This is a genomic window from Burkholderia sp. BCC1972 (genome assembly GCF_905339605.1).
Classification (GTDB): domain Bacteria; phylum Pseudomonadota; class Gammaproteobacteria; order Burkholderiales; family Burkholderiaceae; genus Burkholderia.
On record NZ_CAJPGH010000005.1, the window covers coordinates 167,155 to 190,291 of the forward strand.

Sequence of the window (23,137 nt, forward strand, 5' to 3'; positions counted from 1 at the left end):
AGCGTTTCGGCACGGGCACGTAGAGTCTGGCCCCAATTGCATCCGGCGCACTGCCGTGCGGTTGCCTATTCATGACGCATCCAATACACTAACGCGCTCATCACCCCTGCGTGACTGGCGATAGAACCCGTTCGGGTTCAAGGTGGAGCATCCCACCGTGAAGCGCGGGGCGCCGTTTTTGCCGTTCGCCTGGGCAGCCGTTGTGCGCCGTCGCGTGCATCGCCGGTGGCTGTCCTGCCTCGCGTCATTCGGATTCTTCCGCCACGTCGAGCTGGTCCCGCCAGCAGCGCACCGTACTCGGCCACTCCGGTCAACCTGTACACACTTAACGGAAACCGTATGTTTGACAGAGCCCAAAGCACCATCGCGAACGTCGATCCCGAAGTCTTTGCAGCGATCGAGCAGGAAAACCGCCGCCAGGAAGATCACATCGAGCTGATCGCGTCGGAAAACTACACGAGCCCGGCCGTAATGGCCGCCCAAGGCTCGCAGCTCACGAACAAGTACGCGGAAGGTTATCCGGGCAAGCGCTACTACGGCGGCTGCGAGTACGTCGACGTGGTCGAGCAGCTCGCGATCGACCGCGTGAAGCAGCTGTTCGGCGCGGAAGCCGCGAACGTGCAGCCGAACTCGGGTTCGCAGGCGAACCAGGGCGTGTTCTTCGCGATGCTCAAGCCGGGCGACACGATCATGGGCATGAGCCTCGCGCACGGTGGTCACCTGACGCACGGCTCGCCGGTCAACATGTCGGGCAAGTGGTTCAACGTCGTGAGCTACGGCCTGAACGAAAACGAAGACATCGACTACGAAGCGGCCGAGAAGCTTGCGCAGGAACACAAGCCGAAGCTGATCGTCGCGGGCGCGTCGGCGTTCTCGCTGAAGATCGATTTCGAGCGCCTCGCGAAGATCGCGAAGTCGGTGGGCGCGTACCTGATGGTCGACATGGCGCACTACGCGGGCCTGATCGCGGCCGGCGTGTACCCGAACCCGGTGCCGCACGCGGATTTCGTGACGACGACGACGCACAAGAGCCTGCGCGGCCCGCGCGGCGGCGTGATCCTGATGAAGGCGGAGTACGAGAAGCCGATCAACTCGGCGATCTTCCCGGGGATCCAGGGCGGCCCGCTGATGCACGTGATCGCGGCGAAGGCGGTGGCGTTCAAGGAAGCGCTGTCGCCGGAGTTCAAGTCGTACCAGGAAAAGGTGGTCGAAAACGCACGCGTGCTGGCTGAAACGCTGGTGAAGCGCGGCCTGCGGATCGTGTCGGGCCGTACGGAAAGCCACGTGATGCTGGTGGACCTGCGCGCGAAGAACATCACGGGCAAGGCAGCGGAAGCAGCACTCGGTGCGGCACACATCACGGTGAACAAGAACGCGATCCCGAACGATCCGGAAAAGCCGTTCGTGACGAGCGGCGTGCGCCTGGGTTCGCCGGCGATGACGACGCGCGGGTTCGGCCCGGCGGAAGCGGAGCAGGTGGGCAACCTGATCGCCGACGTGCTGGAGAACCCGGAAGATGCCGCGACGATCGAGCGCGTGCGTGCGCAGGTCGCCGAGCTGACCAAGCGTTTCCCGGTCTATCGCTGATCGCCGATGCGCTGCCCGTTCTGCCGGCATGACGACACGCAGGTCGTAGACTCGCGCGTGTCCGAAGATGGCGCCGCGATTCGCCGGCGCCGTCGCTGTTCGGCTTGCGACAAGCGCTTCACGACGTACGAGCGGGTCGAGCTGTCCCTGCCGTTCGTCGTGAAGAAGGACGGCAGCCGCACGGAATTCGACCGTCGCAAGATCGTCGCCAGCATGCAACTCGCGCTGCGCAAGCGGCCGGTTGCTGCCGACGCGATCGACGCGGCGGTCGCCCGCATCGAATATCAACTGCTCGCGACAGGCGAGCGTGAAGTGCGTAGCGAGAAGCTCGGCGAACTCGTGATGAACGAGTTGCGCGGCCTCGATACGATCGCTTATGTGCGCTTCGCATCGGTGTATCGCCGGTTCGAGGACGTTTCCGAATTTGCCGACGTGATCGAAGAGTTCCGTCGCGCCTCTCCCGCCAAGACTCCGCGTAAGCGCTGACGCGCTGCGTTCGTTCATCGTCTTCTCCGTTGGTTCAGTTCGCGCCGATTGTGTCGGTCGCGACCGGATGTCGCCAGTCGGCCGTTCGGCAAATGGCGCGAGTCCGCACGCATCGCTACAGTCGTCTCCTCACTCTGGTGGAGGACGATGGCGATGGGGCTGCGCGCTCAACCTTTGAAAAATCCATTGGCAGGCTCGGGCGGGTTCACGCTCGTCGAGCTGATGGTTGCGCTCGCGCTGGCGGCCGGGCTCGCGCTCTACGCGGCGCCCGCGTTCGACCAGTGGCGCATGCGTGAGCGTGTGGATGCACGCTCGCGTGCGTTGCTCGGCGCGCTTTCGTTTGCGCGTACCGAGGCGACGCGTCTTGGCACGCGTGTCACGCTGTGCCGGGCCGGGAACGGCGGCACCTGTCTGCGTGCCGGCGAGCGGTGCGATGCGGCCGAATGGTCGTGCGACTGGATCGTCAGCGGGCAGGTCGACGGGCAATCGCGCGTACTGCGACGCTATCCGCGCGATGCCGAAGTGGCCGTCGCGGGCGCCGCGCACGATCTGGCTTTTGCGCCGCCGGCCGGCCAGGCGATCGGCGGAATCCGGCGGTTCGAATTGCGTCCGCGGCGCGGCGTGTCCGACGCGGAAGACGCACGCGTGTCGCGTTGCGTGAGGATTGCGGCGGGCGGCCGGGCGCGGGTGGTCGCCGGCCGCTGCGGCTCGGCGTGATCGCGATGCGCAACGCCATGCGCGGCACGTCGCTGATCGAGGCGACGCTGGCCATCGCGCTGCTCGCGACCGTGATGCTGGCCGTGGCCGGCAGCCAGCTCGCGATGGCGCGCGCCCAGCGGGCGACGATCTGGCGCGAGCGTGCGCTGTGGCTGGCCGACGCGCGTATCGAGCGCCTGTACGCAGGTGCCGGGACAGACGATGGCCTTGCGGCGCTGGCGGCTGCGTCGCTGCCCGGCGGTGCGATGACGCTCTACGACGGGCCGGGCGGCGTCCGCTATGCGGTCGTCGGCTGGCGTAGCGGCAACGCGGCTGCGTCGCCGCGATGCGAAGCCGCGGGTGTATCGGGGCAGCCGCCCACGTGCGTCCGGATTCCGTTTCGGGAGACCGATGCCGATGCACGCTGATCGTCGTATGCGTGCACACACGCTGCTCGAGGTGCTGATTGCGATGACCGTCGGTCTCCTCGTGCTCGCAGCGGCAGGCGCGCTCTATCACGCGCAGCGCATTGCGCAACGGCGTGCGGAAGATGCATTCCGGATGCGCGATGCGGCAGGCACCGCGCTGATGTTGGTCGGCCAGCAGATCCAGATGGCGGGGTTCCGGCCGCTCGATATGGAAGGCGCGTCATCGTTGCCGCCGGTGTTCGGCTGTTCGACGGCGCGCGTGCGGGGCGATGGCGCACAGGTGCGGTGCGAGTCGGTGCGCGCTGCGTCGGATGCGCTACTGGTCCGGTATGTCGGTGATGCGGTGTCGACGTGGTCGACGGTGAGCGGCCAGGCGTCGGATTGCCTCGGGCAAGGTGTCGGCGCGCCTGGCGAGCGGCCGTTGGTGGAGAACCGCTTCGATGCGCATGTCAGTCCGTCGACGGGGGAGCCCGAGCTGTATTGCGAAGGGAGCGGCCGTCCGGGCACGCCGCAGCCCGTCGTATCGGACATCGATCAGTTGCGCGTGCGCTATTTGCGTCGCGGCGGCGCGCAATTTGTCGACGCCGATGCGATGCGTGTCGAAGACTGGCGCGATGTCGTGGCCGTGCATGTCTGCGTGCGGGCGCGCGGCGAACCGATGCGCGAGCCGTCCAGCCATGTCGACTGCAACGGTCTTGCCGCCGTTGCACAAGACGGACGTGCACGTTTGACGCTCGATCGCATCATCGCGTTGAGAAATTCAGCGCCCGGCTTCGACGCTACGTCGCCTGATGCAGCGCGTACACGCGAGGTGTGGCGATGAGCGGGGCAGGTCGGTCCGTGTGGACGAGATCGCAACGGGTTGCAGCAGGCAACGCGCACGGGCCCATCGCCGCGAGCGGCGACGATCCGCAACAGGCTGCGTGCACGAGCGCCCTGGCGACGAACCCGTGCGAACCGCGTATGCGCTTCCGGTCGGCATGCCGCGCCTGGCGTCGCGACGCAGGGCTCGCATTGCCGGCAGTCATCGCGGTCGGTGCGGCCGTTGCAGCGCTGACAGGCACGTGGTTCGAAGCCGCGCTGACGGAATCGCGTCGCACGCGAGCACTGTCCGATCGGCTGATCGCATTCCACGCAGCCGATGCCGCGCTGGCGGCATGCACCGCGCGATTGCTCCGCGGCGCGGCGCCCTATGTGAGCGAGCGTGAATCGTACGTGGAGCCCGCCACCTGGCGGCGCATGCCGCCGCTGGCGGCCGCCGAAGCATTCACGCCGTTCGCCGGATGGCCGATGGCCGCGCAGCCGCCGCGATGCCTGATCGAGGCGTGGCGCGGGGCAGGGTCGCCCGGTAGCCATGCTTACCTCGTCACCGCGCGTGGCGTCGGTGCGCATGCATCGAGTGCAGTCTGGCTGCAGCACCAGGTCGCGATACGCGACGAGCATATCGTCGTGCTGCGCTGGCGTCGCGTTGCGGCGGTGCTCCGGTGAACGGCCGTCCTTCCGTATTCCGATCGACGGGATTCACGCTGATCGAGTTGATGGTCGTGCTCGCGATCGTCGCGGTGCTGGCCGGATGGGGCATCCCGTCGTATCGCGAGCATGTCGCGCGCGTTCATCGCGCGTCGGCGGTGTCCGCGCTGTATCGCGCGGCCCAGTATCTCGAAACGCTGGATGGTTCGTTGCCTTCGGCGTTGCCGGACGCGCTCGTGCGGGCGCCGCCGGACGGGCGTGCCGTCTATCGCCTGACGCTGCGGCGGCCGGGTGGCGACGATTCGCCGGTGAGCTACGAACTGGACGCAAGCCCGCTCGATACGGGCCCGATGCACGACGATCCATGCGGGTCCTTCACGCTGGATTCCGGCGGGACGAAAGGCAATGTGCGGCGCGATGGCACCGACGAACCGGGCACGGCCTGCTGGGGCGCGCGTTGAGTTTGCAAGCGTCTGCAAAAAAGGCGCGCAACGGCGCATGGCCGTGCGCGTGGGAGGTCGGCGGTCAGTCGTCGTGCGGGTCGAGCCCGCGCTCGTCGCGGGATTGTTTCCAGATCCGGTAGACCTCCCATGCGGCGAAGCCGAGCGTGCCCCATTTCAGCGCGGGGCCCGCGCTCGCGCGCAGCAGCGAGCGAACGGGTTTCGCCAGCACGAGCGACGCGAGCGAACTCAGCATCGGGTACTGGTTGACGAGATTGCCGAGGCTCGCGTTCAGGTTCCTGGCGGACTGGCTGAACTTGTTGGTGGAAAGGCCGGGGATGAAAACCTTGAGCCAGCTGAAGCGCGTGACGGCCTGGCGCATCTCGCCGGCGGCTTCCGCGAGCTCGAGCCGCTCGACTTCGGATCGCAGGATCAGCAGTTCCTTGCGGAGCGCGCGATGCTGCGATGCGCTCCAGTTCGATCGCGACGAATGGGAGCGGGATGAATTGCCCGTAACGTTCTGGCTCATGGCGCGTCGACGAAGTAGGTGGGAGGGGTGAACGCGATGGCGATCACGGCTTGCCGCGGAACAGTTCGCGGTCCTTCTCGAGTTCGGCGAGCGTCGCCTCGAATACGGTCGGTGCGTCGCGCAGGCCCGAGCGGGCTTTCAGCGCGCACACGATGCCGGCGGCGGCATACAGCGCGGTGATTACCGCGAGCGACTGCCAGCGATAGGTATCCCAGAACGCGATCGCGACGAGCACGGTCAGGCTGATGAGTGCCATCGTCGCGAGCATCATCGCGGCGAGCCCGAGGAACAGCACGCCCATCAGGCGCTCCTTCTCCTCGGCAAGCTCGATGCCTACCAGTTCGAGGCGTGTCTGCAGAAGCCCGATCGCGGAGCCGACGAGGCGGCGCAGCGGTCCTTGGCCGGACGGCTGCGAGGTGGTGTCTGTCGTCATGGATGAGGTGCGTGCGCGCAGTGAGCAGCTAGGACAAAGCCGGCCGGCGGAAACCGCCGGCTGGCTTCGACGCCCGCGGGCCGCGCGACGCGGCCCGCGGGACGAAACGGCGCAGAGCGCGTTACTTGCGGTTGATCAGCAGGCCGATCAGCACGCCGACGCCGGCGGCCACGCCGATCGACGTCCACGGGTGCTCGTGCACGTAATCGTCGGTCGCGCGTGCGGCCTTCTTGCCTTTCTCGACCACCACGACCTGGACGTCGGCAGCCTTTTCCTTGGCCTGCTTCAGGCGCGACATCGCCTTCTCGCGCAGCTCGGCCGCACGGTCGCCCGTGCTGCTCGCTGCTTGCTTGAGCAGGTCTTCGGCGTCCGAGAGAACGGTTTTGATATCCGACATCAGTTTCTCCTTGTTGATTTCCGACATTGCAACTCCCTTCGTGCTGTCATGCTGCAGGTTCACATCGTAGCGAAACCCCTGCCTGCTGGCGAGCCGGGAACACACACGGCGGCAGTGCAAGACTGCATGGTAAACGACTTGTAATCATGAACAGAGCGGCAAAGGATTGAAAAGTTTCCCTCGTGGCCGTCCGTCCCGTCCCGGCGCCGGGTAAAAATGACAAAAAAGTATGAATATCAAACGGAATAATCGTTCGCACGGCCCATTGCTTCCCGTAAGCTGATGGACTGTCCCGCGCTGTCCAGCGCGCGGTTTCAACCAGCATCGTTCGAGGAGGGAACATCATGAGTCTGCGTCTTGGCGACATCGCACCGGATTTCGAGCAGGAATCGAGCCTGGGCACCATCAAGTTTCACGACTGGCTCGGCAACAGCTGGGGCGTCCTGTTCTCCCATCCGGCCGACTACACGCCGGTGTGCACGACGGAACTCGGGCTGACCTCGAAGCTGAAGGGCGAATTCGAGAAACGCAACGTGAAGGTGATCGCGCTGTCGGTCGACGGCGTCGAATCGCACAAGGGCTGGATCAACGACATCAACGAAACGCAATCGACGGTCGTCGGCTTCCCGATCATCGCCGATGCGGACCGCAAGGTTTCGCAGCTGTACGACATGATCCACCCGAACGCGAACGAAACGCTGACGGTGCGCTCGCTGTTCGTGATCGACCCGAACAAGAAGGTGCGGCTCACGATCACCTATCCGGCCAGCACGGGGCGCAATTTCGACGAAGTGCTGCGCGTGATCGACTCGCTGCAGCTGACCGACAACTACAAGGTCGCGACGCCCGGCAACTGGAAGGACGGCGACGACGTCGTGATCGTGCCGTCGCTGCAGGATCCGGAAGAGCTGAAGAAGCGCTTCCCGAAGGGCTTCAACGCAGTGCGTCCGTATCTGCGCCTGACGCCGCAGCCGAACAAGTAAGCAGCGGCGGCCCGGAACCGCGGTTCCGATGAACAACGGCCCGCCCGGCAGTGATGCCGGGCGGGCCGTTTGCTTGGCGCTGCGCCACGCGGCATCGCGGCCGCGTGCGTCACGTCCGGATGTTCAGAAGAATGCCTGGATGCCCGTCTGCGCGCGGCCGAGGATCAGCGCGTGGATGTCGTGCGTGCCTTCGTACGTGTTGACCACTTCGAGGTTCACGAGGTGGCGCGCGACGCCGAATTCGTCGGAGATGCCGTTGCCGCCGAGCATGTCGCGCGCGAGGCGCGCGATGTCGAGCGCCTTGCCGCACGAGTTGCGCTTCATGATCGACGTGATCTCGACGGCCGCCGTGCCTTCGTCCTTCATCCGGCCGAGGCGCAGTACGCCTTGCAGGCCGAGCGTGATTTCGGTCTGCATGTCGGCGAGCTTCTTCTGGATCAGCTGGTTCGCGGCGAGCGGCCGGCCGAACTGCTGGCGGTCGAGCACGTACTGGCGCGAGGTGTGCCAGCAGGACTCGGCCGCGCCGAGCGCGCCCCATGCGATCCCGTAGCGCGCCGAGTTCAGGCACGTGAACGGGCCGCGCAGGCCGCTCACGTTCGGCATCAGGTTCTCTTCCGGCACGAACACTTCGTCGAGGACGATCTCGCCGGTGATCGACGCGCGCAGCCCGACCTTGCCGTGGATCGCCGGCGCCGACAGGCCCTTCCAGCCTTTCTCCAGGATGAAGCCGCGGATCGCGTCCTTGCCGTTCTCTTCGAGCTTCGCCCACACGACGAACACGTCGGCGATCGGCGAGTTCGTGATCCACATCTTCGCGCCGGACAGCGAGTAGCCGCCGGGCACCTTCTTCGCGCGCGTGACCATGCTGCCCGGATCGGAGCCGTGGTTCGGCTCGGTCAGCCCGAAGCAGCCGATCCATTCGCCCGTCGCGAGCTTCGGCAGGTATTTCTGCTTCTGCGCGTCGGAGCCGAATTCGAAGATCGGCACCATCACGAGCGACGACTGCACGGACATCATCGACCGGTAGCCCGAATCGACGCGCTCGACTTCGCGCGCGATCAGCCCGTAGCTCACGTAATTGAGGCCGGGGCCGCCGTATTCCTCGGGAATCGTCGGGCCGAGCAGGCCGACTTCGCCCATCTCGCGGAAGATGGCGGCGTCGGTGCGCTCGTGGCGGAACGCTTCGGTGACGCGCGGCGCGAGCTTGTCCTGTGCGTACGCCTGCGCGGCATCGCGCACCATCCGCTCTTCTTCAGTCAGTTGCTGGTCGAGCAGCAGCGGATCGTCCCAATGAAAAGTTGCAGCGGTCATCGTCTCATCTCCAGTTGGTCCGGTCTTCCAGCCGGGCCCCATGCCAAAAGTTCGCTTGACTGTAGTTCCGCTGTGCGGAACAATGTTTTGCAAATTGAACTCAGTGTAGCACCAGATGACACTTTCAACCATCGACGAAACCACGATCGACGAGCGCAAGTTCGTCGTCGCGCTCGCGCGCGGGCTCGACCTGCTGCGCGCCTTCCGGCCCGGCGAGACGATGCTCGGCAACCGCGACTTCGCGGAGCGCACGGGGCTGCCGAAGGCGACCGTGAACCGGCTCGCCTATACGCTGACCGTGCTCGGTTACCTGCGCTACGACGAGACGCTCGGAAAGTATGCGCTCGACGCCGGCGTGCTGTCGCTCGGCTACGCGCTGCTGTCGGGTTCGGGGACGATCGATCTCGCGCGGCCGCACATGCAGGCGCTCGCGCGCGAGATCGGCGCGGCCGTGTCGCTGGGCTGCCGGGACGGACTCGACATGATCTACCTGGAGACGATCCGCAGCGAGACGGCGCTGACGCTCGGGCTCGCGCCCGGTTCGCGGCTGTCGATGCTGACGAGCTCGATGGGGCGTGCGTACCTGGCCGTGCAGCCGGAGGATGTGCGCCGCACGCTCTATACGGAACTGCATCGCGCGGCAGGCGGCGCGGCGGACGCCGATGCGCTCGTCGCCGCCGCGCAGCATGCGGTGGCCGAGTTCTCGGCAGGCGGGTGCTGCTATTCGTTCCGCGCGTGGCACATGGACGTGAACGCGGCGGCCGTGCCGTTTCGCGAGCCGCGCGAGGGACGCTGGCTGATCCTGAGCTGCAGCGGTCCCGCGTCGTCGATGGACGAGGACGTGTTCCGGACGCAGATCGGGCCGAAGCTGAAAGGGCTCGCGCAACGGCTCGGGCAGACGGCCTGAGCCATGCGGTGCGCGACGGCCATGCCGTCGTCGCCGGTGTCGGCGGGAACCGCGGAGGGCGGCGGCGCCTTCCGGTTGCGCCGGCCATGCAAGACATCCAGTCACGAACCGGCCGGCATCGGGCACGGATGACGCAAGCCGAACGGATTCCGCGAACGGCGCGTCGCCCAACGCTCGCAACCGGCACATCGCGCGTGCCGGTCACGCCCTCCGCTCAGGCCGTCACGACCTTCGCAAACACGGGGCCCTGCATGAACCGCACGTCGTGCTGGCGCAGCAGCTCGCACTGCGTCTCGTCGACGACGCCGTCGAAGATCAGCGGAATCCGCACGCGCTGCGCATAGGCGACGAGCGCCTTGACCATCCCGTCGCGCAACGCGATCCCTGCATCCATCTTGATGAAGTCGGGCCGCGCCATGTCCGATTCGACCGCGAGGATGCGGCCCGGGTCGGGCAGCTTGTCCGCGACCTTGAAGCCGTGATGCTGGTAGCTGCGCGTCAGGTAGCCGAGGAAGGTCTTGTGCGCGACCGCGACCGCCGGCAGCTCGATCACGACCCGCTCGGGCGGCAGCCCGAAGCGCTGCAGCACCGACGAGAAATGCTTGCCGTGGTCGTACTTCACGCTCTTCAGCAGCCGTTCATGCACGCGCAGGAACAGCAGCCCGTGGCGCTGCGCGCCGAAAAAGTTGATCGCATGCAGCGCGCGCGACAGGCGGTCGATCGCGACCAGCGTCTGGTCGTCGACGGCCGAGTCGACCGGATCGTGCGGCGCGCCCGTGACGACCGTGACGGCCTGGAAGCCGAGCTCGTCGCCGTAGCGCTCGATCGCGTCGGCAAATGACGTCGATTGCGGCGCGCCGGGCATCGTCACGTCGTAGATCGGTTCGTAGGCGCTGCCGAGCGTGCGCTCGGGCAGATTCGCGCTCGCGGTGCCGCCTTCGGCCAGCGCGAGGTGATCCCGCAGATACGGCAGTTGCCCGGCACGGGTGACCAGCTCGGGAATGGTGGGCGGAATCATCGGCGTAAGAAGGAAAAACGGCGGCCGAACGGGCCGCCTCGTATCTCGATATTAGCAGCGCGCGCCAAGCTCGGCTTGGCGTTTCGCTCATATGGTTATCCCGTCCGGATAGGTTCGCCTAGGGTTTACGTTGATTTCACTATTCGTAATTGGTTTTACTATTCGTAAATCCAAGAATTTGTCGCCGATCAAGAAATGCGGCATGCGGGCGCCGCGAGACGGCGCCGTTCACGAATCAACAGGAAGCAAGGAGCGAGACGTGGCGGTTGACAGGACAGCCGGGCAGGCGCGCCGGCAGGAGACGAAAGGCACGACGGGCGCGCCGGTGCGCGCGCGGCAGGGTTGAGGAGCGGATGGCGACCATGAGCATCGATTACCAGACGCTGAAGTTCGAGTACCGCGCTCGCGCGCATGACGCGGCCGTCCACCCGGTCATCGTCGTCGGTGCGGGCCCGGTGGGCCTCGCGGCCGCGATCGACCTCGCGCAGCAGGGCGTGCCCGTCGTGCTGCTCGACGACGACGACACGCTGTCGACCGGTTCGCGCGCGATCTGCTTCGCGAAACGCACGCTCGAGATCTTCGACCGGCTCGGCTGCGGCGAGCGCTTCGTCGACAAGGGCGTGAGCTGGCACGTCGGCAAGGTGTTCCTGCAGGACGAGCAGCTGTACGCGTTCGACCTGCTGCCCGAGGAAGGGCACGCGCGCCCCGCGTTCATCAACCTGCAGCAGTACTACGTCGAAGGCTATCTGGCCGACCGTGCGTTCGAGCTGCCGAACATCGACATTCGCTGGAAGCACAAGGTGACGGGCATCGAGCAGTCGGCCGAACACGCGGTGCTGACGATCGAGACGCCGGACGGGATCGCGACGCTGCACGCGCGGTACGTGATCGCGGCCGACGGCTCGCGCAGCCCGATGCGCACGATGATGGGCCTCGAAAGCCACGGCCGCACGTTCAAGGACCGCTTCCTGATCGCCGACGTGAAGATGAAGGCGGAGTTTCCGACCGAGCGCTGGTTCTGGTTCGATCCGCCGTTCCATCGCAACCAGTCGGTGCTGCTGCATCGCCAGCCCGATAACGTATGGCGCATCGACTTCCAGCTCGGCTGGGACGCCGACCCCGTCGCCGAGAAGCAGCCGGAGCGCGTGATCCCGCGCGTGCGCGCGCTGCTCGGGCCGGACGTCGAGTTCGAGCTCGAATGGGTGAGCGTCTATACGTTCCGCTGCCAGCGGATGGACACGTTCCGCCACGGCCGCGTGCTGTTCGCGGGCGATTCCGCGCACGGCGTGTCGCCGTTCGGCGCGCGCGGCGCGAACAGCGGCGTGCAGGACGCGGACAACCTCGCATGGAAGCTGAAGCTCATGCTCGACGGCCGCTCGGACGACCGCCTGCTCGACACGTATGCGAGCGAGCGCGAATTCGCGGCCGACGAGAACATCCGCAACTCGACGCGCTCGACCGACTTCATCACGCCGAAGAGCGCGGTGTCGCGCGTGTTCCGCGACGCGACGCTGAAGCTCGCGCGCGACTGCGAGTTCGCGCGCAAGCTCGTGAACAGCGGCCGCCTGTCGGTGCCGGCGGAACTGGCCGATTCGCCGCTGAACACGCCCGATCGCAACGGCGACGCATTTGCCTGCGCGATGCGGCCGGGCGCGGCGGCGGCCGATGCGCCGGTGCGCGTGCAGGGTGCGTCGGGCTGGCTGCTGCGGCATCTGCGCGGCGGCTTCACCGGCGTGCTGTTCGGCTTGCCGGGCGATGCGGCCGCGCTCGCCGGGGCCGTCGACGGCCTCGCGCTGCCGGTGCGTCCGGTGCTCGTCGTGCCGGCCGGCCATGCGCAGCCGGTGGCCGGCGTCGACGTCGTGGAGGACGTCGACGGTTTTGCCACGCAACGCTACGACGCGCAGCCGGGCACGTTCTACCTGCTGCGCCCCGACCAGCACGTCTGCGCGCGCATGCGCACGCTCGACCGCCAGGCGATCGCCGACGCACTGGCGCGCGCGACCTGCGCACGCTGAATACGATAAAGACAACGGAGACACCGTCATGCCCGCACTCGATACCCGCCCGCGCCTGGCCGACCCCGACGCGTTCTACGAAGCGCTGATCGACATGCATCGCGACCTGTCCGACAGCGACAGCCAGCTCGTCAACGCGAAGCTGATCCTGCTGCTCGCGAACCAGGTCGGCGACGCCGACGTGCTGCGCGAAGCGATGGCGCTCGCGCGCCAGGGCGTGACGCCGCACGCGCATCCGGCCGCCGAGGTGGCGCAATGAGCGCGGCGCCGGCCGACGCACGCGTGCTCGAGGTCGAGCGCGTGATCGACGAGACCCATCGCCCGGGCTTTCACTGGATGCTGCTGATGCTGTGCGGGCTGTGCCTCGTGATCGACGGGTTCGACGCGCAGGCGATGGGCTACGTCGCGCCGAGCGTGATCGCCGAATGGGGCGTGCCGAAGCAGGCGCTTGGGCCCGTGTTCAGCGCGAGCCTGTTCGGGATGCTGCTCGGCGCGCTCGGGCTGTCGGTGCTGGCCGACCGGATCGGGCGGCGCCCGGTGCTGATCGGCTCGACGCTGTTCTTCGCGGTGACGATGCTCGCGACGCCGTTCGCCGGTTCGATTCCCGTGCTGATGGCGCTGCGCTTCGTCACGGGCCTCGGCCTCGGCTGCATCATGCCGAACGCGATGGCGCTGGTCGGCGAGTTCAGCCCGGCCGCGCATCGCGTGAAGCGGATGATGATCGTGTCGTGCGGCTTCACGCTCGGCGCGGCGCTCGGCGGCTTCATCAGCGCCGCGCTGATTCCCGCATTCGGCTGGCGTTCGGTGTTCTTCGTCGGCGGCGCGGTGCCGCTCGTACTGACGATCGCGATGCTCGCGCGGCTGCCGGAGTCGCTGCAGTTCCTGGTGCTGAAAGGCCGCGTCGCGCAGGCGCGCGACTGGCTCGCGCGATTCGCGCCGCAGGCCGGTATCGATGCGAACACGCGCATCGTCGTGCGCGAGCGTGCCGCGAGCGGTGCGCCGGTCGCCGAACTGTTCAGCCATGGCCGCCTGCCGGTCACGCTGCTGCTGTGGGCGATCAGCTTCATGAACCTGATCGATCTGTATTTCCTGTCGAACTGGCTGCCGACCGTGATGCGCGACGCCGGCTATTCGCCGGGCACGGCAGTGATCGTCGGCACGGTGCTGCAGACGGGCGGCGTGATCGGCACGCTGTCGCTCGGCTGGTTCATCGAACGTTACGGCTTCGTGCGCGTGCTGTTCGTGTGCTTCGCGTGCGCGGCCGTGTCGGTGGGGCTGATCGGCTCGGTCGCGCATGCGCTGCCGTGGCTGCTGGTCGTCGTGTTCGCGGGCGGGTTCTGCGTGGTCGGCGGGCAGCCGGCCGTGAACGCGCTCGCGGGCCAGTATTACCCGACGTCGCTGCGCTCGACGGGCATCGGCTGGAGCCTCGGCATCGGCCGGATCGGCTCGGTACTCGGACCGCTCGTCGGCGGACAACTGATTGCGCTCAACTGGTCGAACGGCGCGCTGTTCCACGCGGCCGCGGTGCCCGTGCTGTGCTCGGCGCTGTTCGTTCTCGGCCTGGCGGGCGTGACGCGGCGCAACGGCGTGCAGGCGCCGAACGCCGCCATGAATTGAGGGAGAAAGGAAACGATGACGCTTGACCTGTCGAAATCGGCAACCGCCGGCTACCTGAGCGGTTTCGCGAACGAATTCGCGACCGAGGCACTGCCCGGCGCGCTGCCGCACGGCCGCAACTCGCCGCAGCGTGCGCCGTACGGGCTGTACGCGGAGCAGCTGTCGGGCACTGCGTTCACCGCGCCGCGCGGCCACAATCGCCGCTCGTGGCTGTACCGCATTCGCCCGGCCGCCGTGCACCGGCCGTTCGAGCCGTACGCGGGCCCGCAGCGGCTCGTGTCGGAATTCGGCGATTCGGCCGACGTGCCACCGACGCCGCCGAACCAGCTGCGCTGGGATCCGCTGCCGATGCCGGTCGAGCCGACCGATTTCGTCGACGGGCTCGTGACGATGGCCGGCAACGGCTCGGCCGCCGCGATGAACGGCTGCGCGATCCACCTGTACGCGGCGAACCGCTCGATGCAGGACCGCTTCTTCTACAGCGCGGACGGCGAACTGCTGATCGTGCCGCAACAGGGGCGCCTGTTCATTGCGACCGAATTCGGCCGCGTCGACGTCGAGCCGTTCGAGATCGCGGTGATCCCGCGCGGCGTGCGCTTTACCGTCACGCTGCCGGACGGCGACGCGCGCGGCTATCTCTGCGAAAACTTCGGCGCGCAGCTGCGCCTGCCGGATCTCGGCCCGATCGGCTCGAACGGGCTCGCGAACCCGCGCGACTTCCTGACGCCGCAAGCCGCGTACGAAGACCGCGAAGGCGCGTTCGAACTGATCGCGAAGCTGAACGGCCGCCTGTGGCGCGCGGACATCGGCCATTCGCCGCTCGACGTCGTCGCGTGGCACGGCAACTACGCGCCGTACAAATACGACCTGCGCCTGTTCAACACGATCGGCTCGATCAGCTTCGACCATCCCGATCCGTCGATCTTCCTCGTGCTGCAGGCGCAGAGCGACACGCCGGGCGTCGACACGATCGACTTCGTGATCTTCCCGCCGCGCTGGCTCGCGGCCGAGGATACATTCCGCCCGCCGTGGTTCCACCGCAACGTCGCGAGCGAATTCATGGGGCTCGTGCACGGCGCATACGACGCGAAGGCCGAAGGCTTCGTGCCGGGCGGCGCGAGCCTGCACAACTGCATGTCGGGCCACGGGCCCGATGCGGATACGTTCGAGAAGGCGTCCGCGAGCGACACGACGAAGCCGCACAAGGTCGACGCGACGATGGCGTTCATGTTCGAGACCCGCACGCTGATCCGGCCGACGCGCTATGCGCTCGACACCGCGCAGCTGCAGGCCGACTACTTCGAATGCTGGCAAGGCATCAGGAAACACTTCAATCCGGAGCAACGATGAGCGATACCCAAGACTGGCGCGCGACGCTCGACCCGGCTCGCAAGAGCTGGATCGACACCGCGAACGAGCCCGCCTGCGATTTCCCGATCCAGAACCTGCCGTTCGGGATCTTCAGCGATGCGAAGCAGGCGGCGCATCGTGCGGGCGTGGCGCTGGGCGACCAGATCGTCGATCTCGCGGCGCTCGCGCGCGCGGGCCTCGTGACGCTGCCGGCCGGCGCCGATGCGTTCGCCGCGCCGACGCTCAATGCGTTCATCGCGCTCGGCCGCGACGCATGGCGCAGCGTGCGCGTGCAGCTGTCCGACCTGTTCTCGCGCGACAACGCGACGCTGCGTGACGACGCGGCGCTGCGCGCGCAAGTGCTCGTCGCGCAGCGCGACGCGACGCTGCATCTGCCGGTCGAGATTCCCGGCTATACGGATTTCTATTCGTCGAAGGAACACGCGACCAACGTCGGCTCGATGTTCCGCGATCCGAAGAACGCGCTGTTGCCGAACTGGTCGGAGATGCCGATCGGCTACAACGGCCGTGCGTCGTCGGTGGTCGTGAGCGGCACGCCGGTGCGGCGGCCGAACGGGCAACTGAAGCTGCCCGACCAGGAGCGTCCCGTGTTCGGCGCGTGCCGCAAGCTCGACATCGAACTCGAGACGGGCTTCATCGTCGGGAAGGGCAACGCGCTCGGCGAGCCGATCGCGTGCGAGGACGCGGAAGCGCATATCTTCGGGATGGTGCTGCTGAACGACTGGAGCGCGCGCGACATCCAGCAGTGGGAATACGTGCCGCTCGGCCCGTTCAATTCGAAGGGCTTCGCGACGACGATCTCGCCGTGGATCGTCACGCTCGACGCGCTCGAACCGTTCCGCGTCGCGCAGCCCGAGCAGTCGCCGCAGCCGCTCGCGTATCTGCGGCACGCCGGCAAGCATGCGTTCGACATCGCGCTCGAAGTGACGCTGCGTGCCGAAGGCGCGGCCGAAGCGACGTCGATCTGCCGCACGAACTTCAGGCACATGTACTGGACGATGGCGCAGCAGCTCGCGCATCACACGGTCGCGGGCTGCAACACGCGCGTGGGCGACCTGATGGGTTCGGGCACGATCAGCGGGCCGACGAAGGATTCGTTCGGCAGCCTGCTCGAACTGACGTGGAACGGCAAGGAGCCAGTCGCGCTGAACGGCGGCGGCAGCCGTGCGTTCATCGAGGACGGCGACGAGCTCACGCTCGCCGGGTGGTGCCAGGGCGACGGCTATCGCGTCGGCTTCGGCACGTGTGCGGGGAAGATCCTGCCGGCGCGGCAGGTGTAACGAGTAGTACGGCAGGACTGAACGGCCCGCGTCATGCGGGCCGTTGCCGATTCGTCGAGGTGGTTTCGTCGATACGAATCAGATCACGCGTTGCAACGCGGCGCGGCGCTCCCACAGCGCGGCCGCGACGAACGCCGCGACGCAGGCGATCAGCACGCCGACCAGCGCGTTGCTGCCCAGTTGCTCCATCAAAGCACCGGCCACCAGCGGGCCGCCGAAGCTCGCGGCGCTCCACGATGCCGATACGAGCGAGCTCGCGGTGACGAGCGCCGCGCCTCGGAAGCGTTCGCCGCACGCGACCAGCGACAGCGTATAGATGCTGCCGGCCGCCGCGCCGAGCACGAACAGCAGCGGCCAGCACAGCCACGGATTCGCGATGACGAACGGCAGCAGCGGCAGGCCGGCCAGCACGATCCAGCCGGCGCCGAGGTGCACGCGTTCGCGGCCGAGCTTGTCCGCGAGCCAGCCGATCGGGAACTGCATCGCGGTATCGCCGAACAGCATGATCGACGCGAGCAGCACGGCGGTCGCGCTCGCGACGCCGTGATCCATCGCGTAGAGCGGCAGCAGCGACAGCGCGAGCGTATCGAACAGCGCGAAGAAGCCGGTGCCGATGATCAGCGCGGGCATGCGGGGCAGCACCGCGAACCAGCTGTCGTGTGCTTCGTGATGCGCGTCGTCGCCGGCGAGCGGCGCGCGCCGGATCGTCGCGAGCGTCGGCAGCGCGAGCAGGAACAGTGCGCCGCACAGCGCGAAGCGGATGTGCGTCGCGCCCGCGATCTGGCTGACGAGCACGGGGCCGGCCATCTGGAACAGCGTGAAATTGGTCGCGTAGATCGCGACGACGCGGCCGCGCGTCGAATCGTCGGCGAGCTGGTTGACCCACGCTTCGCCGATCGTGAACAGCAGCATCAGCGCGGCGCCGCACAGCACGCGCAGCGCGCCCCACAGGATCAGGTTCGACGTGAACTGCATCAGCGCGGTGGCGGCCGCGAGCAGCACGACCGACACGACGATCGCGCGGCGCGAGCCGATATGCCGCGCGAGCGCGGTGACGAACGGGACGATCGCGAGGCCGCCGAGCGCCTGCGCGGCCGTCAGCATGCCGACCACGTTGGTGCCGTGTCCGGCTTCGGTCAGCGCGAGTGCGGTGAGCGGCAACGTGGCGCCGGTCCCGAGGCCGACGACCGCGACGCTCAGGATCAGCGCGAGGAAATCGCGATTGAGAATGGCTTTCATCGGCCGGGATGCTACACCGCGGCCCTTGAAAGGTCCATGAAGGCCATCAGGATCGAGTGGGGTTGTGTCCGCAACGATTGCAGCAGGATCGCAGCAGGGGTGCGTCACACGTACTCGGTCGGCACGCCCACCGGGCGGCGTTCGAGCGACGCCGACCACAGCGTGAGCGCGAGCGCCGCGACGGCCATCGCGACGCCGACCCACGGCAGGCTCACGAGCGATACGCCGGAGCCGATCGCCATCCCGCCGAGCCATGCGCCGGTCGCGTTGCCGAGGTTGAACGCACCCTGATTCAGCGTCGACGCGAGGTTCGGCGCATCGCTGGCGCGATCGACGATCATGATCTGCAGCGGCGGCACGATCGCGAACGCGAGGATGCCCCACACGAAGATCGTCGCGAGCGCGGCGAACGGCACGTGCATCGTGCCCGCGAACAGCGCGAGGACGATACCGATCAACGCGAGCGTCGCGATCAGCGACGGCATCCGGCGCCAGTCGGCGAGCTTGCCGCCGAGCGTGCCGCCGACCGTCAGCCCGAGGCCGAACAGCAGCAGCACGTAGGTGACCTGATGCGGCGAGAAGCCCGTCACGTCCTCGAGGATCGGCGTGATGTACGTGAACACGCTGAACAGGCTCGCGGACGCGAGCACGCTGATGCCGAGCACCATCAGCACCTGCGGGTGCTTCAGCACGCTGAATTCGCGCGTGATGCTGGTGTCGGGCATCGCGAGGTGCTTCGGCAGGCACACCGCGAGCGCGGCGGCCGCGGCGATGCCGATGCCGGTGACGGCCCAGAACGTCGCGCGCCAGCCGAATGCCTGGCCGAGCGCGGTGCCGAGCGGCACGCCGAGCACGTTCGCGAGGGTGAGGCCGGTGAACATCAGCGCGATCGCCTGCGCGCGGCGGTTCGGCGCGACGAGGTTGCTGGCGACGACCGAGCCGATCCCGAAGAACGCGCCATGACAGAACGCCGTGACGACACGCGCGGCCATCAGCACCGCATAGCCCGGTGCGATCGCGCAGAACAGGTTGCCGGCGATGAACAGCCCGATCAGGCCCATCAGCGCGCGCTTGCGCGGCATCTTCGCGGTGACGATCGCGAGGATCGGCGCGCCGATCGTCACGCCGAGCGCGTAGCCCGACACGAGCATGCCCGCGGCCGGAATCGACACGCCGAGATCGCGCGCGACATTGGGCAGCAGCCCCATGATCACGAATTCGGTGGTACCGATTCCAAATGCGGCGACGGCAAGGGCGAAAAGAGGCAGGGGCATCGCGGTAGGCTCGGGAAAAATGCCGCACGAGCCAGGCGCGGGAGGCGCGGGACGGGCGGTGGGTCAGTCGAATGACAGCCGCGATTCTACTTCAGTGAAAACCCTTACGCTTGGGGCCAAAATGGCTGTTGCCGGCGTGCGACGCGCCGGCAGGCGGGAAGCTCACAGTGTGGGATTTTGCGGCGATTTCCCGCGTCGGGCCGTATCGGGGCCGGAACGACGGGCGTGGCTGGATCGACCGTCACGCGATGCGTGCGGGCGATCCGCCGGGGACGGCGTCCGGCACGGTCGTCACGTCGGCTTCCGGCTCCGTGTCGGCACGCGAAGCGGCCGTGCCGACGCCGTCGATCGCCGCCGGGTCGTCCCAGCCGTTCTCGAACAGGCAAGCCTCGATCGGCATCCGCGCGGCCCAGCGCTCCTGTTCGAGCATCGGCTTCGCATAGAACGCGTCGACGTGCCCGATGCACAGCACGGCGATCGGCTTCGCGCCGTCGGGCATCCGCAGCAGCGTGCGCAGCGCGTCGACGTCGAACAGCGACACCCAGCCCATCCCGAGTCCTTCCGCGCGCGCCGCGAGCCACATGTTCTGGATCGCGCACGCGGCGGATGCCAGATCCATCTCCGGCAGCGTGCGGCGGCCGAACACGTGGCGCTCGCGGCCGTCGGCGAGCGCGACGACCAGCAGCTCGCCGCATTCGCGCACGCCTTCGACCTTCAGCCGCATGAATTCGTCCTGCCGCTCGCCGAGCGCATCGGCGGTCGCGCGGCGCTCGGCTTCGACCAGCGCGTGGATCGCGGTGCGCAGCGCGGGATCGGTGATGCGGATGAAGCGCCACGGCTGCATGAAGCCGACGCTCGGCGCATGGTGCGCCGCGCGCAGCAAGCGCGCGAGCACGGCCGGGTCGACGGGCGCCGGCGTGAAGTGGCGCATGTCGCGCCGTTCGAAGATGGCGCGGTAGACCGCGGCGATGTCGGAGTCGTCGAAACGCATGAGCGGCAAAAGCAGGGGAGGACGTCGGCGCAACGATAGCAGACGGCGCGCCCGAAACGTTGCTTCATCCGAAACAAAGCGCGGAATTGTTGACGAAGACGAGTGCGGCGCGCGGTAGCGTGCAAAAGCAAACGATTGCGAGTGCGCTGCCGGCCGTCAAATGGGCCTTTTCTCAGCGGTTTGCCGCCACGACGTTCTGCGGCGTGCCGGCGTGCCACGCTTCGATGTTCAGCAGCGTCGTATGCGCGATCTCGGCCAGCGCCTCGCGCGTGAAGAACGCCTGATGCGACGTGACGATCACGTTCGGGAACGTCAGCAGGCGCGCGAGCACGTCGTCCTGCAGCGGCAGGTCGGAGTGATCCTCGAAGAACAGCCCGCTTTCCTCTTCGTACACGTCGAGCCCGAGGTGGCCGAGCTGGCCGCTCTTGAGCGCGTCGACCAGCGCCTGCGCATCGACGAGGCCGCCGCGCCCGGTGTTGATCAGCATCGCGCCGTGCTTCATCCGTGCGAGCGTCCGCTCGTTGATCAGATGGTGCGTCGACGGCAGCAGCGGGCAGTGCAGGCTGACGATGTCGGCGTGGTGCAGCAGTTCGTCGAGCTCGACGTAGCGCGCGCCGAACGCGATCAGCTCGTCGTTGTACGGCGGCACGGAGTGCGCGAGCACGTGCATCCCGAAGCCCATCATGATCTTCGCGAACACGCTGCCGATGATGCCGGTGCCGATCACGCCGACGGTCTTGCCGTGCAGGTCGAAACCGAGCAGGCCGTTCAGCGAGAAATCGCCTTCGCGGGTGCGTGCGACCGCGCGCGGCAGCCGGCGGTTGAGTGCGAGGATCAGCGCGACCGCGTGCTCGGCGACCGCATGCGGCGAATACGCGGGCACGCGCACGACCGTGATGCCGAGCCGCTCGGCGGCCGTGAGGTCGACATGGTTGAAGCCGGCCGAGCGCAGCGCGATCAGCCGCGTGCCGCCGTCGGCGAGCCGTTCGAGCACGGCCGCGTCGACGGTGTCGTTGACGAACGGGCACACGACTTCATAGCCGTGCGCGAGGATCGCGGTTTCCGCGTCGAGGTGCGACGGCTGGAAGTGCAGCCGATAGCCGAACTGCCGGTTGGCGGCGGTAAACGAATCGTCGTCGTACTGCCGGCTGCTGAACAGGATCACGCGCACGCTGCACCTCCGATGGCTGACGCGCGCAGTTTACTGCAGCCCCGTGACGATGTCGGACCGTTCGGGCCCGCGCGACGGCCGCAGGAAGCCGTAGTCCGTCCGGTCGCGAGCCGTCTGTGCGCTGAAGTGGTCGAGCGCGTGCTCGACGAAGCTGCGCGTGCGGGCCGGCACGTACTGGCGGTTCGGGTAGACGAGCGACAGCTGCGCGTCGGGATCGTCGATCCGGTAGCCGGCCAGCAGCCGCACGAGCGTGCCGCTGTTGAGCGCGTCGGCGACGCACGGCTCGGGCAGCACGGCGATGCCGGCCCCGGCCACGGCAGCGGCGTGGACCAGCGCGAGCTGGTTGACCGTGCACGCCGGGCGCACCGTGACCGAATGCGCGACGCCGTCGTGGCCGACGAGCTGCCACGTCGGCGCATGCTGGTGCGGCGCGAGCGTGACCCAGTCGTGGCCGGGCAGGTCGTCGGGTGCGCGCGGCTCGCCGCGCCGGTCGAGATAGGCCGGCGCCGCGCAGGCGACGAACGGATTCGGCGCGAGCGCGTGGCCGATCAGCGTCGGGTTGCCGTCGAGCCGGTTGCCCGTGACGATGCCGACGTCGTAGCCCGAATCGAGCACGTCGAGCGGCCCTTCGGAGACGGTCAGCTGTACGCGCAGTTCGGGGTAGCGGTGCCGGAAGCTGCTGACGAGCGGCGTCAGCGCCAGCGGCGACAGCAGCCCCGATGCGACGACGCGCAGCGTGCCGGCCGGCTCGCGCACGGCATGCGCGACGGACGACTCGAGGTGATCGAATTCCTCGAGCAGCGCACGGCAGCCGTCGAGGTAGCGCACGCCGGCCTCGGTGAGCGACAGGTTGCGCGTGGTGCGGTGGATCAGCCGTGTGTTCAGGTGGCCCTCGAGCATCGCGATCGAACGCGTGACGAGTGCATTGGACACGCCGAGATGGTGCGCCGCGCGCCGGAAGCTCTGCTGCTCGGCGACGCAGACGAATACACGCATGGTCTGAATCTGGTTCATGGCTTGCGTATTTCTGGCCCGGTTGATTGATTATGTTGTGATTTTTCGCCGCGCAACCAAAAAAGCGCATCGCGCGGCACCCAGTTCTCCCTCGTATCGAAAAAATCGCTTTTTTTCGATTCCGCAGACGATTGTTAAATACCGGACCGATATCCGTCAACCTGAGAAAATGGGCGGCTTGCGAAAAATCGAAATCGCGGGTAACGGTTAAACGCTGCAGTGCAGCACATGCGCGACGTGCAAAACTGACGCGGTATTGGAATATGCGCTGATTCGTCGAATAATATTTATGTTAATCAATGATTTGCGGATGATTCGGGTGGCGTGGCTTCGTTAATCTGCGGAGTCGTTCCCCAATGCGGGGCGCGATAATGGATGTTTTCGGACATGCGCCGGTATTGCGTATCGCATTCCGCGCGGCGGTTTTTATCGGGTAGTCGGTCTATTCCGTTCGATGCGAAAGTTGTCGTAAGCCGTCGG

At 67.5% G+C, this 23,137-nt stretch carries 25 protein-coding genes and 1 riboswitch; of the genes, 15 read left to right on the forward strand and 10 right to left on the reverse strand.

The annotated features are described in order from the left end of the window. Nucleotides 1-100: 100 nt before the first annotated feature. Nucleotides 101-202: riboswitch (ZMP/ZTP riboswitch) on the forward strand. Between the two features lie 137 nt (nt 203-339). The 7 genes from glyA (at nt 340) to U5798_RS10240 (ending at nt 5,128) form a co-directional block, all read left to right on the forward strand. After that, nucleotides 340-1,587, forward strand: coding sequence for a serine hydroxymethyltransferase (gene glyA / locus U5798_RS10210; protein WP_124449287.1), 1,248 nt, complete (start codon nt 340-342; stop codon nt 1,585-1,587). Nucleotides 1,588-1,593: 6 nt separating this feature from the next. Then, on the forward strand, nt 1,594-2,073 hold the full coding sequence (gene nrdR, locus U5798_RS10215; RefSeq protein WP_006476792.1) for a transcriptional regulator NrdR: 480 nt from the start codon (nt 1,594-1,596) through the stop codon (nt 2,071-2,073). A 153-nt stretch (nt 2,074-2,226) separates the two neighbouring features. After that, nucleotides 2,227-2,790, forward strand: a complete 564-nt coding sequence (locus U5798_RS10220) for a GspH/FimT family pseudopilin (protein ID WP_322081962.1) — start codon at nt 2,227-2,229, stop codon at nt 2,788-2,790. Between the two features lie 5 nt (nt 2,791-2,795). Continuing rightward, nucleotides 2,796-3,197: a hypothetical protein gene (locus tag U5798_RS10225; RefSeq protein WP_322081963.1), complete on the forward strand. Its 402-nt coding sequence runs from the start codon at nt 2,796-2,798 to the stop codon at nt 3,195-3,197. Then, nucleotides 3,181-4,020: a PilW family protein gene (locus tag U5798_RS10230; protein WP_322081964.1), complete on the forward strand. Its 840-nt coding sequence runs from the start codon at nt 3,181-3,183 to the stop codon at nt 4,018-4,020. Before U5798_RS10225 ends, U5798_RS10230 begins: the two co-directional genes overlap by 17 nt. 140 nt (nt 4,021-4,160) lie before the next feature. Next, nucleotides 4,161-4,685, forward strand: a complete 525-nt coding sequence (locus tag U5798_RS10235) for a hypothetical protein (protein ID WP_322081965.1) — start codon at nt 4,161-4,163, stop codon at nt 4,683-4,685. Beyond that, nucleotides 4,682-5,128 carry a type IV pilin protein gene (locus U5798_RS10240; RefSeq protein ID WP_322081966.1) on the forward strand — a complete coding sequence of 149 codons (447 nt, stop codon included), beginning with the start codon at nt 4,682-4,684 and terminating at the stop codon, nt 5,126-5,128. The genes U5798_RS10235 and U5798_RS10240 overlap by 4 nt, the downstream gene beginning before the upstream one ends. Before the next feature lie 64 nt (nt 5,129-5,192). Here the strand turns inward: U5798_RS10240 and U5798_RS10245 are convergent, their stop codons facing one another. The 3 genes from U5798_RS10245 to U5798_RS10255 form a co-directional block, all read right to left on the reverse strand. Next, entirely contained in the window at nt 5,193-5,636 is a 444-nt protein-coding gene (locus U5798_RS10245) for a DUF3318 domain-containing protein (RefSeq protein ID WP_322081967.1), read from the reverse strand. A gap of 43 nt (nt 5,637-5,679) precedes the next feature. Next, complete coding sequence (locus tag U5798_RS10250; protein WP_124449275.1) at nt 5,680-6,069, reverse strand: phage holin family protein; 390 nt, start codon at nt 6,067-6,069, stop codon at nt 5,680-5,682. Nucleotides 6,070-6,190: 121 nt separating this feature from the next. Then, the gene (locus tag U5798_RS10255) at nt 6,191-6,493 is read right to left on the reverse strand and encodes a DUF883 family protein (RefSeq protein WP_006494044.1); all 303 of its coding nucleotides are present in this window, start codon (nt 6,491-6,493) and stop codon (nt 6,191-6,193) included. Between the two features lie 317 nt (nt 6,494-6,810). Between U5798_RS10255 and U5798_RS10260 the strand changes: the two genes are divergently transcribed. Continuing rightward, nucleotides 6,811-7,449 (forward strand): peroxiredoxin, encoded by a 639-nt coding sequence (locus U5798_RS10260; protein WP_034187217.1) that lies wholly within the window; start codon nt 6,811-6,813, stop codon nt 7,447-7,449. Nucleotides 7,450-7,572: 123 nt separating this feature from the next. Here the strand turns inward: U5798_RS10260 and U5798_RS10265 are convergent, their stop codons facing one another. Next, complete coding sequence (locus U5798_RS10265) at nt 7,573-8,760, reverse strand: acyl-CoA dehydrogenase (RefSeq protein ID WP_124449273.1); 1,188 nt, start codon at nt 8,758-8,760, stop codon at nt 7,573-7,575. Nucleotides 8,761-8,875: 115 nt separating this feature from the next. Between U5798_RS10265 and U5798_RS10270 the strand changes: the two genes are divergently transcribed. Next, a complete protein-coding gene (locus U5798_RS10270) occupies nt 8,876-9,667 on the forward strand; it encodes an IclR family transcriptional regulator (protein WP_322081968.1) in 792 nt (263 codons plus the stop codon). A 214-nt stretch (nt 9,668-9,881) separates the two neighbouring features. On the opposite strand, the gene U5798_RS10275 is transcribed toward U5798_RS10270, so the two are convergent. Next, nucleotides 9,882-10,685 (reverse strand): EAL domain-containing protein, encoded by an 804-nt coding sequence (locus U5798_RS10275; RefSeq protein WP_322081969.1) that lies wholly within the window; start codon nt 10,683-10,685, stop codon nt 9,882-9,884. A 353-nt stretch (nt 10,686-11,038) separates the two neighbouring features. Here U5798_RS10275 and U5798_RS10280 point away from each other — a divergent pair, with 353 nt between their 5' ends. Genes U5798_RS10280 through fahA form a run of 5 tightly spaced genes read left to right on the forward strand, consistent with a single transcriptional unit; the run spans nt 11,039 to nt 16,968 of the window. Further along, nucleotides 11,039-12,700: an FAD-dependent oxidoreductase gene (locus tag U5798_RS10280; RefSeq protein ID WP_322081970.1), complete on the forward strand. Its 1,662-nt coding sequence runs from the start codon at nt 11,039-11,041 to the stop codon at nt 12,698-12,700. 28 nt (nt 12,701-12,728) lie between these two features. Further along, complete coding sequence (locus U5798_RS10285; protein WP_322081971.1) at nt 12,729-12,959, forward strand: DUF2783 domain-containing protein; 231 nt, start codon at nt 12,729-12,731, stop codon at nt 12,957-12,959. After that, the gene (locus tag U5798_RS10290; protein ID WP_124449263.1) at nt 12,956-14,317 is read left to right on the forward strand and encodes an MFS transporter; all 1,362 of its coding nucleotides are present in this window, start codon (nt 12,956-12,958) and stop codon (nt 14,315-14,317) included. The genes U5798_RS10285 and U5798_RS10290 overlap by 4 nt, the downstream gene beginning before the upstream one ends. A gap of 15 nt (nt 14,318-14,332) precedes the next feature. Next, the gene (hmgA, locus tag U5798_RS10295) at nt 14,333-15,667 is read left to right on the forward strand and encodes a homogentisate 1,2-dioxygenase (protein WP_322081972.1); all 1,335 of its coding nucleotides are present in this window, start codon (nt 14,333-14,335) and stop codon (nt 15,665-15,667) included. Further along, a complete protein-coding gene (gene fahA / locus U5798_RS10300) occupies nt 15,664-16,968 on the forward strand; it encodes a fumarylacetoacetase (protein WP_322081973.1) in 1,305 nt (434 codons plus the stop codon). The genes hmgA and fahA overlap by 4 nt, the downstream gene beginning before the upstream one ends. Before the next feature lie 78 nt (nt 16,969-17,046). Here the strand turns inward: fahA and U5798_RS10305 are convergent, their stop codons facing one another. The 5 genes from U5798_RS10305 to U5798_RS10325 all read right to left on the reverse strand — a co-directional run bounded on the left by U5798_RS10305 (nt 17,047) and on the right by U5798_RS10325 (nt 22,657). Beyond that, nucleotides 17,047-18,207, reverse strand: coding sequence for an MFS transporter (locus U5798_RS10305; protein WP_322081974.1), 1,161 nt, complete (start codon nt 18,205-18,207; stop codon nt 17,047-17,049). A 104-nt stretch (nt 18,208-18,311) separates the two neighbouring features. Continuing rightward, complete coding sequence (locus U5798_RS10310; protein WP_322081975.1) at nt 18,312-19,481, reverse strand: MFS transporter; 1,170 nt, start codon at nt 19,479-19,481, stop codon at nt 18,312-18,314. 241 nt (nt 19,482-19,722) lie between these two features. Further along, nucleotides 19,723-20,472, reverse strand: a complete 750-nt coding sequence (gene bluB, locus U5798_RS10315) for a 5,6-dimethylbenzimidazole synthase (protein WP_322081976.1) — start codon at nt 20,470-20,472, stop codon at nt 19,723-19,725. Between the two features lie 172 nt (nt 20,473-20,644). Next, nucleotides 20,645-21,643 carry a 2-hydroxyacid dehydrogenase gene (locus U5798_RS10320; RefSeq protein ID WP_124449253.1) on the reverse strand — a complete coding sequence of 333 codons (999 nt, stop codon included), beginning with the start codon at nt 21,641-21,643 and terminating at the stop codon, nt 20,645-20,647. Between the two features lie 30 nt (nt 21,644-21,673). After that, nucleotides 21,674-22,657 (reverse strand): LysR family transcriptional regulator, encoded by a 984-nt coding sequence (locus U5798_RS10325; RefSeq protein WP_124449251.1) that lies wholly within the window; start codon nt 22,655-22,657, stop codon nt 21,674-21,676. Between U5798_RS10325 and U5798_RS10330 the strand changes: the two genes are divergently transcribed. Continuing rightward, nucleotides 22,656-22,868: a hypothetical protein gene (locus U5798_RS10330; RefSeq protein ID WP_124449249.1), complete on the forward strand. Its 213-nt coding sequence runs from the start codon at nt 22,656-22,658 to the stop codon at nt 22,866-22,868. The two genes, U5798_RS10325 and U5798_RS10330, sit on opposite strands and share 2 nt — an antisense overlap. The last annotated feature ends 269 nt before the right edge of the window (nt 22,869-23,137 follow it).

Coding starts and splice junctions, on each gene's coding strand:
- glyA (WP_124449287.1), top strand. CDS start 340: ATGTTTGACAGAGCCCAAAGCACCATCGCGAACGTCGATCCCGAAGTC.
- nrdR (WP_006476792.1), top strand. CDS start 1,594: ATGCGCTGCCCGTTCTGCCGGCATGACGACACGCAGGTCGTAGACTCG.
- U5798_RS10220 (WP_322081962.1), top strand. CDS start 2,227: ATGGGGCTGCGCGCTCAACCTTTGAAAAATCCATTGGCAGGCTCGGGC.
- U5798_RS10225 (WP_322081963.1), top strand. CDS start 2,796: ATGCGCAACGCCATGCGCGGCACGTCGCTGATCGAGGCGACGCTGGCC.
- U5798_RS10230 (WP_322081964.1), top strand. CDS start 3,181: ATGCCGATGCACGCTGATCGTCGTATGCGTGCACACACGCTGCTCGAG.
- U5798_RS10235 (WP_322081965.1), top strand. CDS start 4,161: ATGCGCTTCCGGTCGGCATGCCGCGCCTGGCGTCGCGACGCAGGGCTC.
- U5798_RS10245 (WP_322081967.1), bottom strand. CDS start 5,636: ATGAGCCAGAACGTTACGGGCAATTCATCCCGCTCCCATTCGTCGCGA.
- U5798_RS10250 (WP_124449275.1), bottom strand. CDS start 6,069: ATGACGACAGACACCACCTCGCAGCCGTCCGGCCAAGGACCGCTGCGC.
- U5798_RS10255 (WP_006494044.1), bottom strand. CDS start 6,493: ATGTCGGAAATCAACAAGGAGAAACTGATGTCGGATATCAAAACCGTT.
- U5798_RS10260 (WP_034187217.1), top strand. CDS start 6,811: ATGAGTCTGCGTCTTGGCGACATCGCACCGGATTTCGAGCAGGAATCG.
- U5798_RS10265 (WP_124449273.1), bottom strand. CDS start 8,760: ATGACCGCTGCAACTTTTCATTGGGACGATCCGCTGCTGCTCGACCAG.
- U5798_RS10270 (WP_322081968.1), top strand. CDS start 8,876: ATGACACTTTCAACCATCGACGAAACCACGATCGACGAGCGCAAGTTC.
- U5798_RS10275 (WP_322081969.1), bottom strand. CDS start 10,685: ATGATTCCGCCCACCATTCCCGAGCTGGTCACCCGTGCCGGGCAACTG.
- U5798_RS10280 (WP_322081970.1), top strand. CDS start 11,039: ATGGCGACCATGAGCATCGATTACCAGACGCTGAAGTTCGAGTACCGC.
- U5798_RS10285 (WP_322081971.1), top strand. CDS start 12,729: ATGCCCGCACTCGATACCCGCCCGCGCCTGGCCGACCCCGACGCGTTC.
- U5798_RS10290 (WP_124449263.1), top strand. CDS start 12,956: ATGAGCGCGGCGCCGGCCGACGCACGCGTGCTCGAGGTCGAGCGCGTG.
- hmgA (WP_322081972.1), top strand. CDS start 14,333: ATGACGCTTGACCTGTCGAAATCGGCAACCGCCGGCTACCTGAGCGGT.
- fahA (WP_322081973.1), top strand. CDS start 15,664: ATGAGCGATACCCAAGACTGGCGCGCGACGCTCGACCCGGCTCGCAAG.
- U5798_RS10305 (WP_322081974.1), bottom strand. CDS start 18,207: ATGAAAGCCATTCTCAATCGCGATTTCCTCGCGCTGATCCTGAGCGTC.
- U5798_RS10310 (WP_322081975.1), bottom strand. CDS start 19,481: ATGCCCCTGCCTCTTTTCGCCCTTGCCGTCGCCGCATTTGGAATCGGT.
- bluB (WP_322081976.1), bottom strand. CDS start 20,472: ATGCGTTTCGACGACTCCGACATCGCCGCGGTCTACCGCGCCATCTTC.
- U5798_RS10330 (WP_124449249.1), top strand. CDS start 22,656: ATGGCTTGCGTATTTCTGGCCCGGTTGATTGATTATGTTGTGATTTTT.
- U5798_RS10325 (WP_124449251.1), bottom strand. CDS start 22,657: ATGAACCAGATTCAGACCATGCGTGTATTCGTCTGCGTCGCCGAGCAG.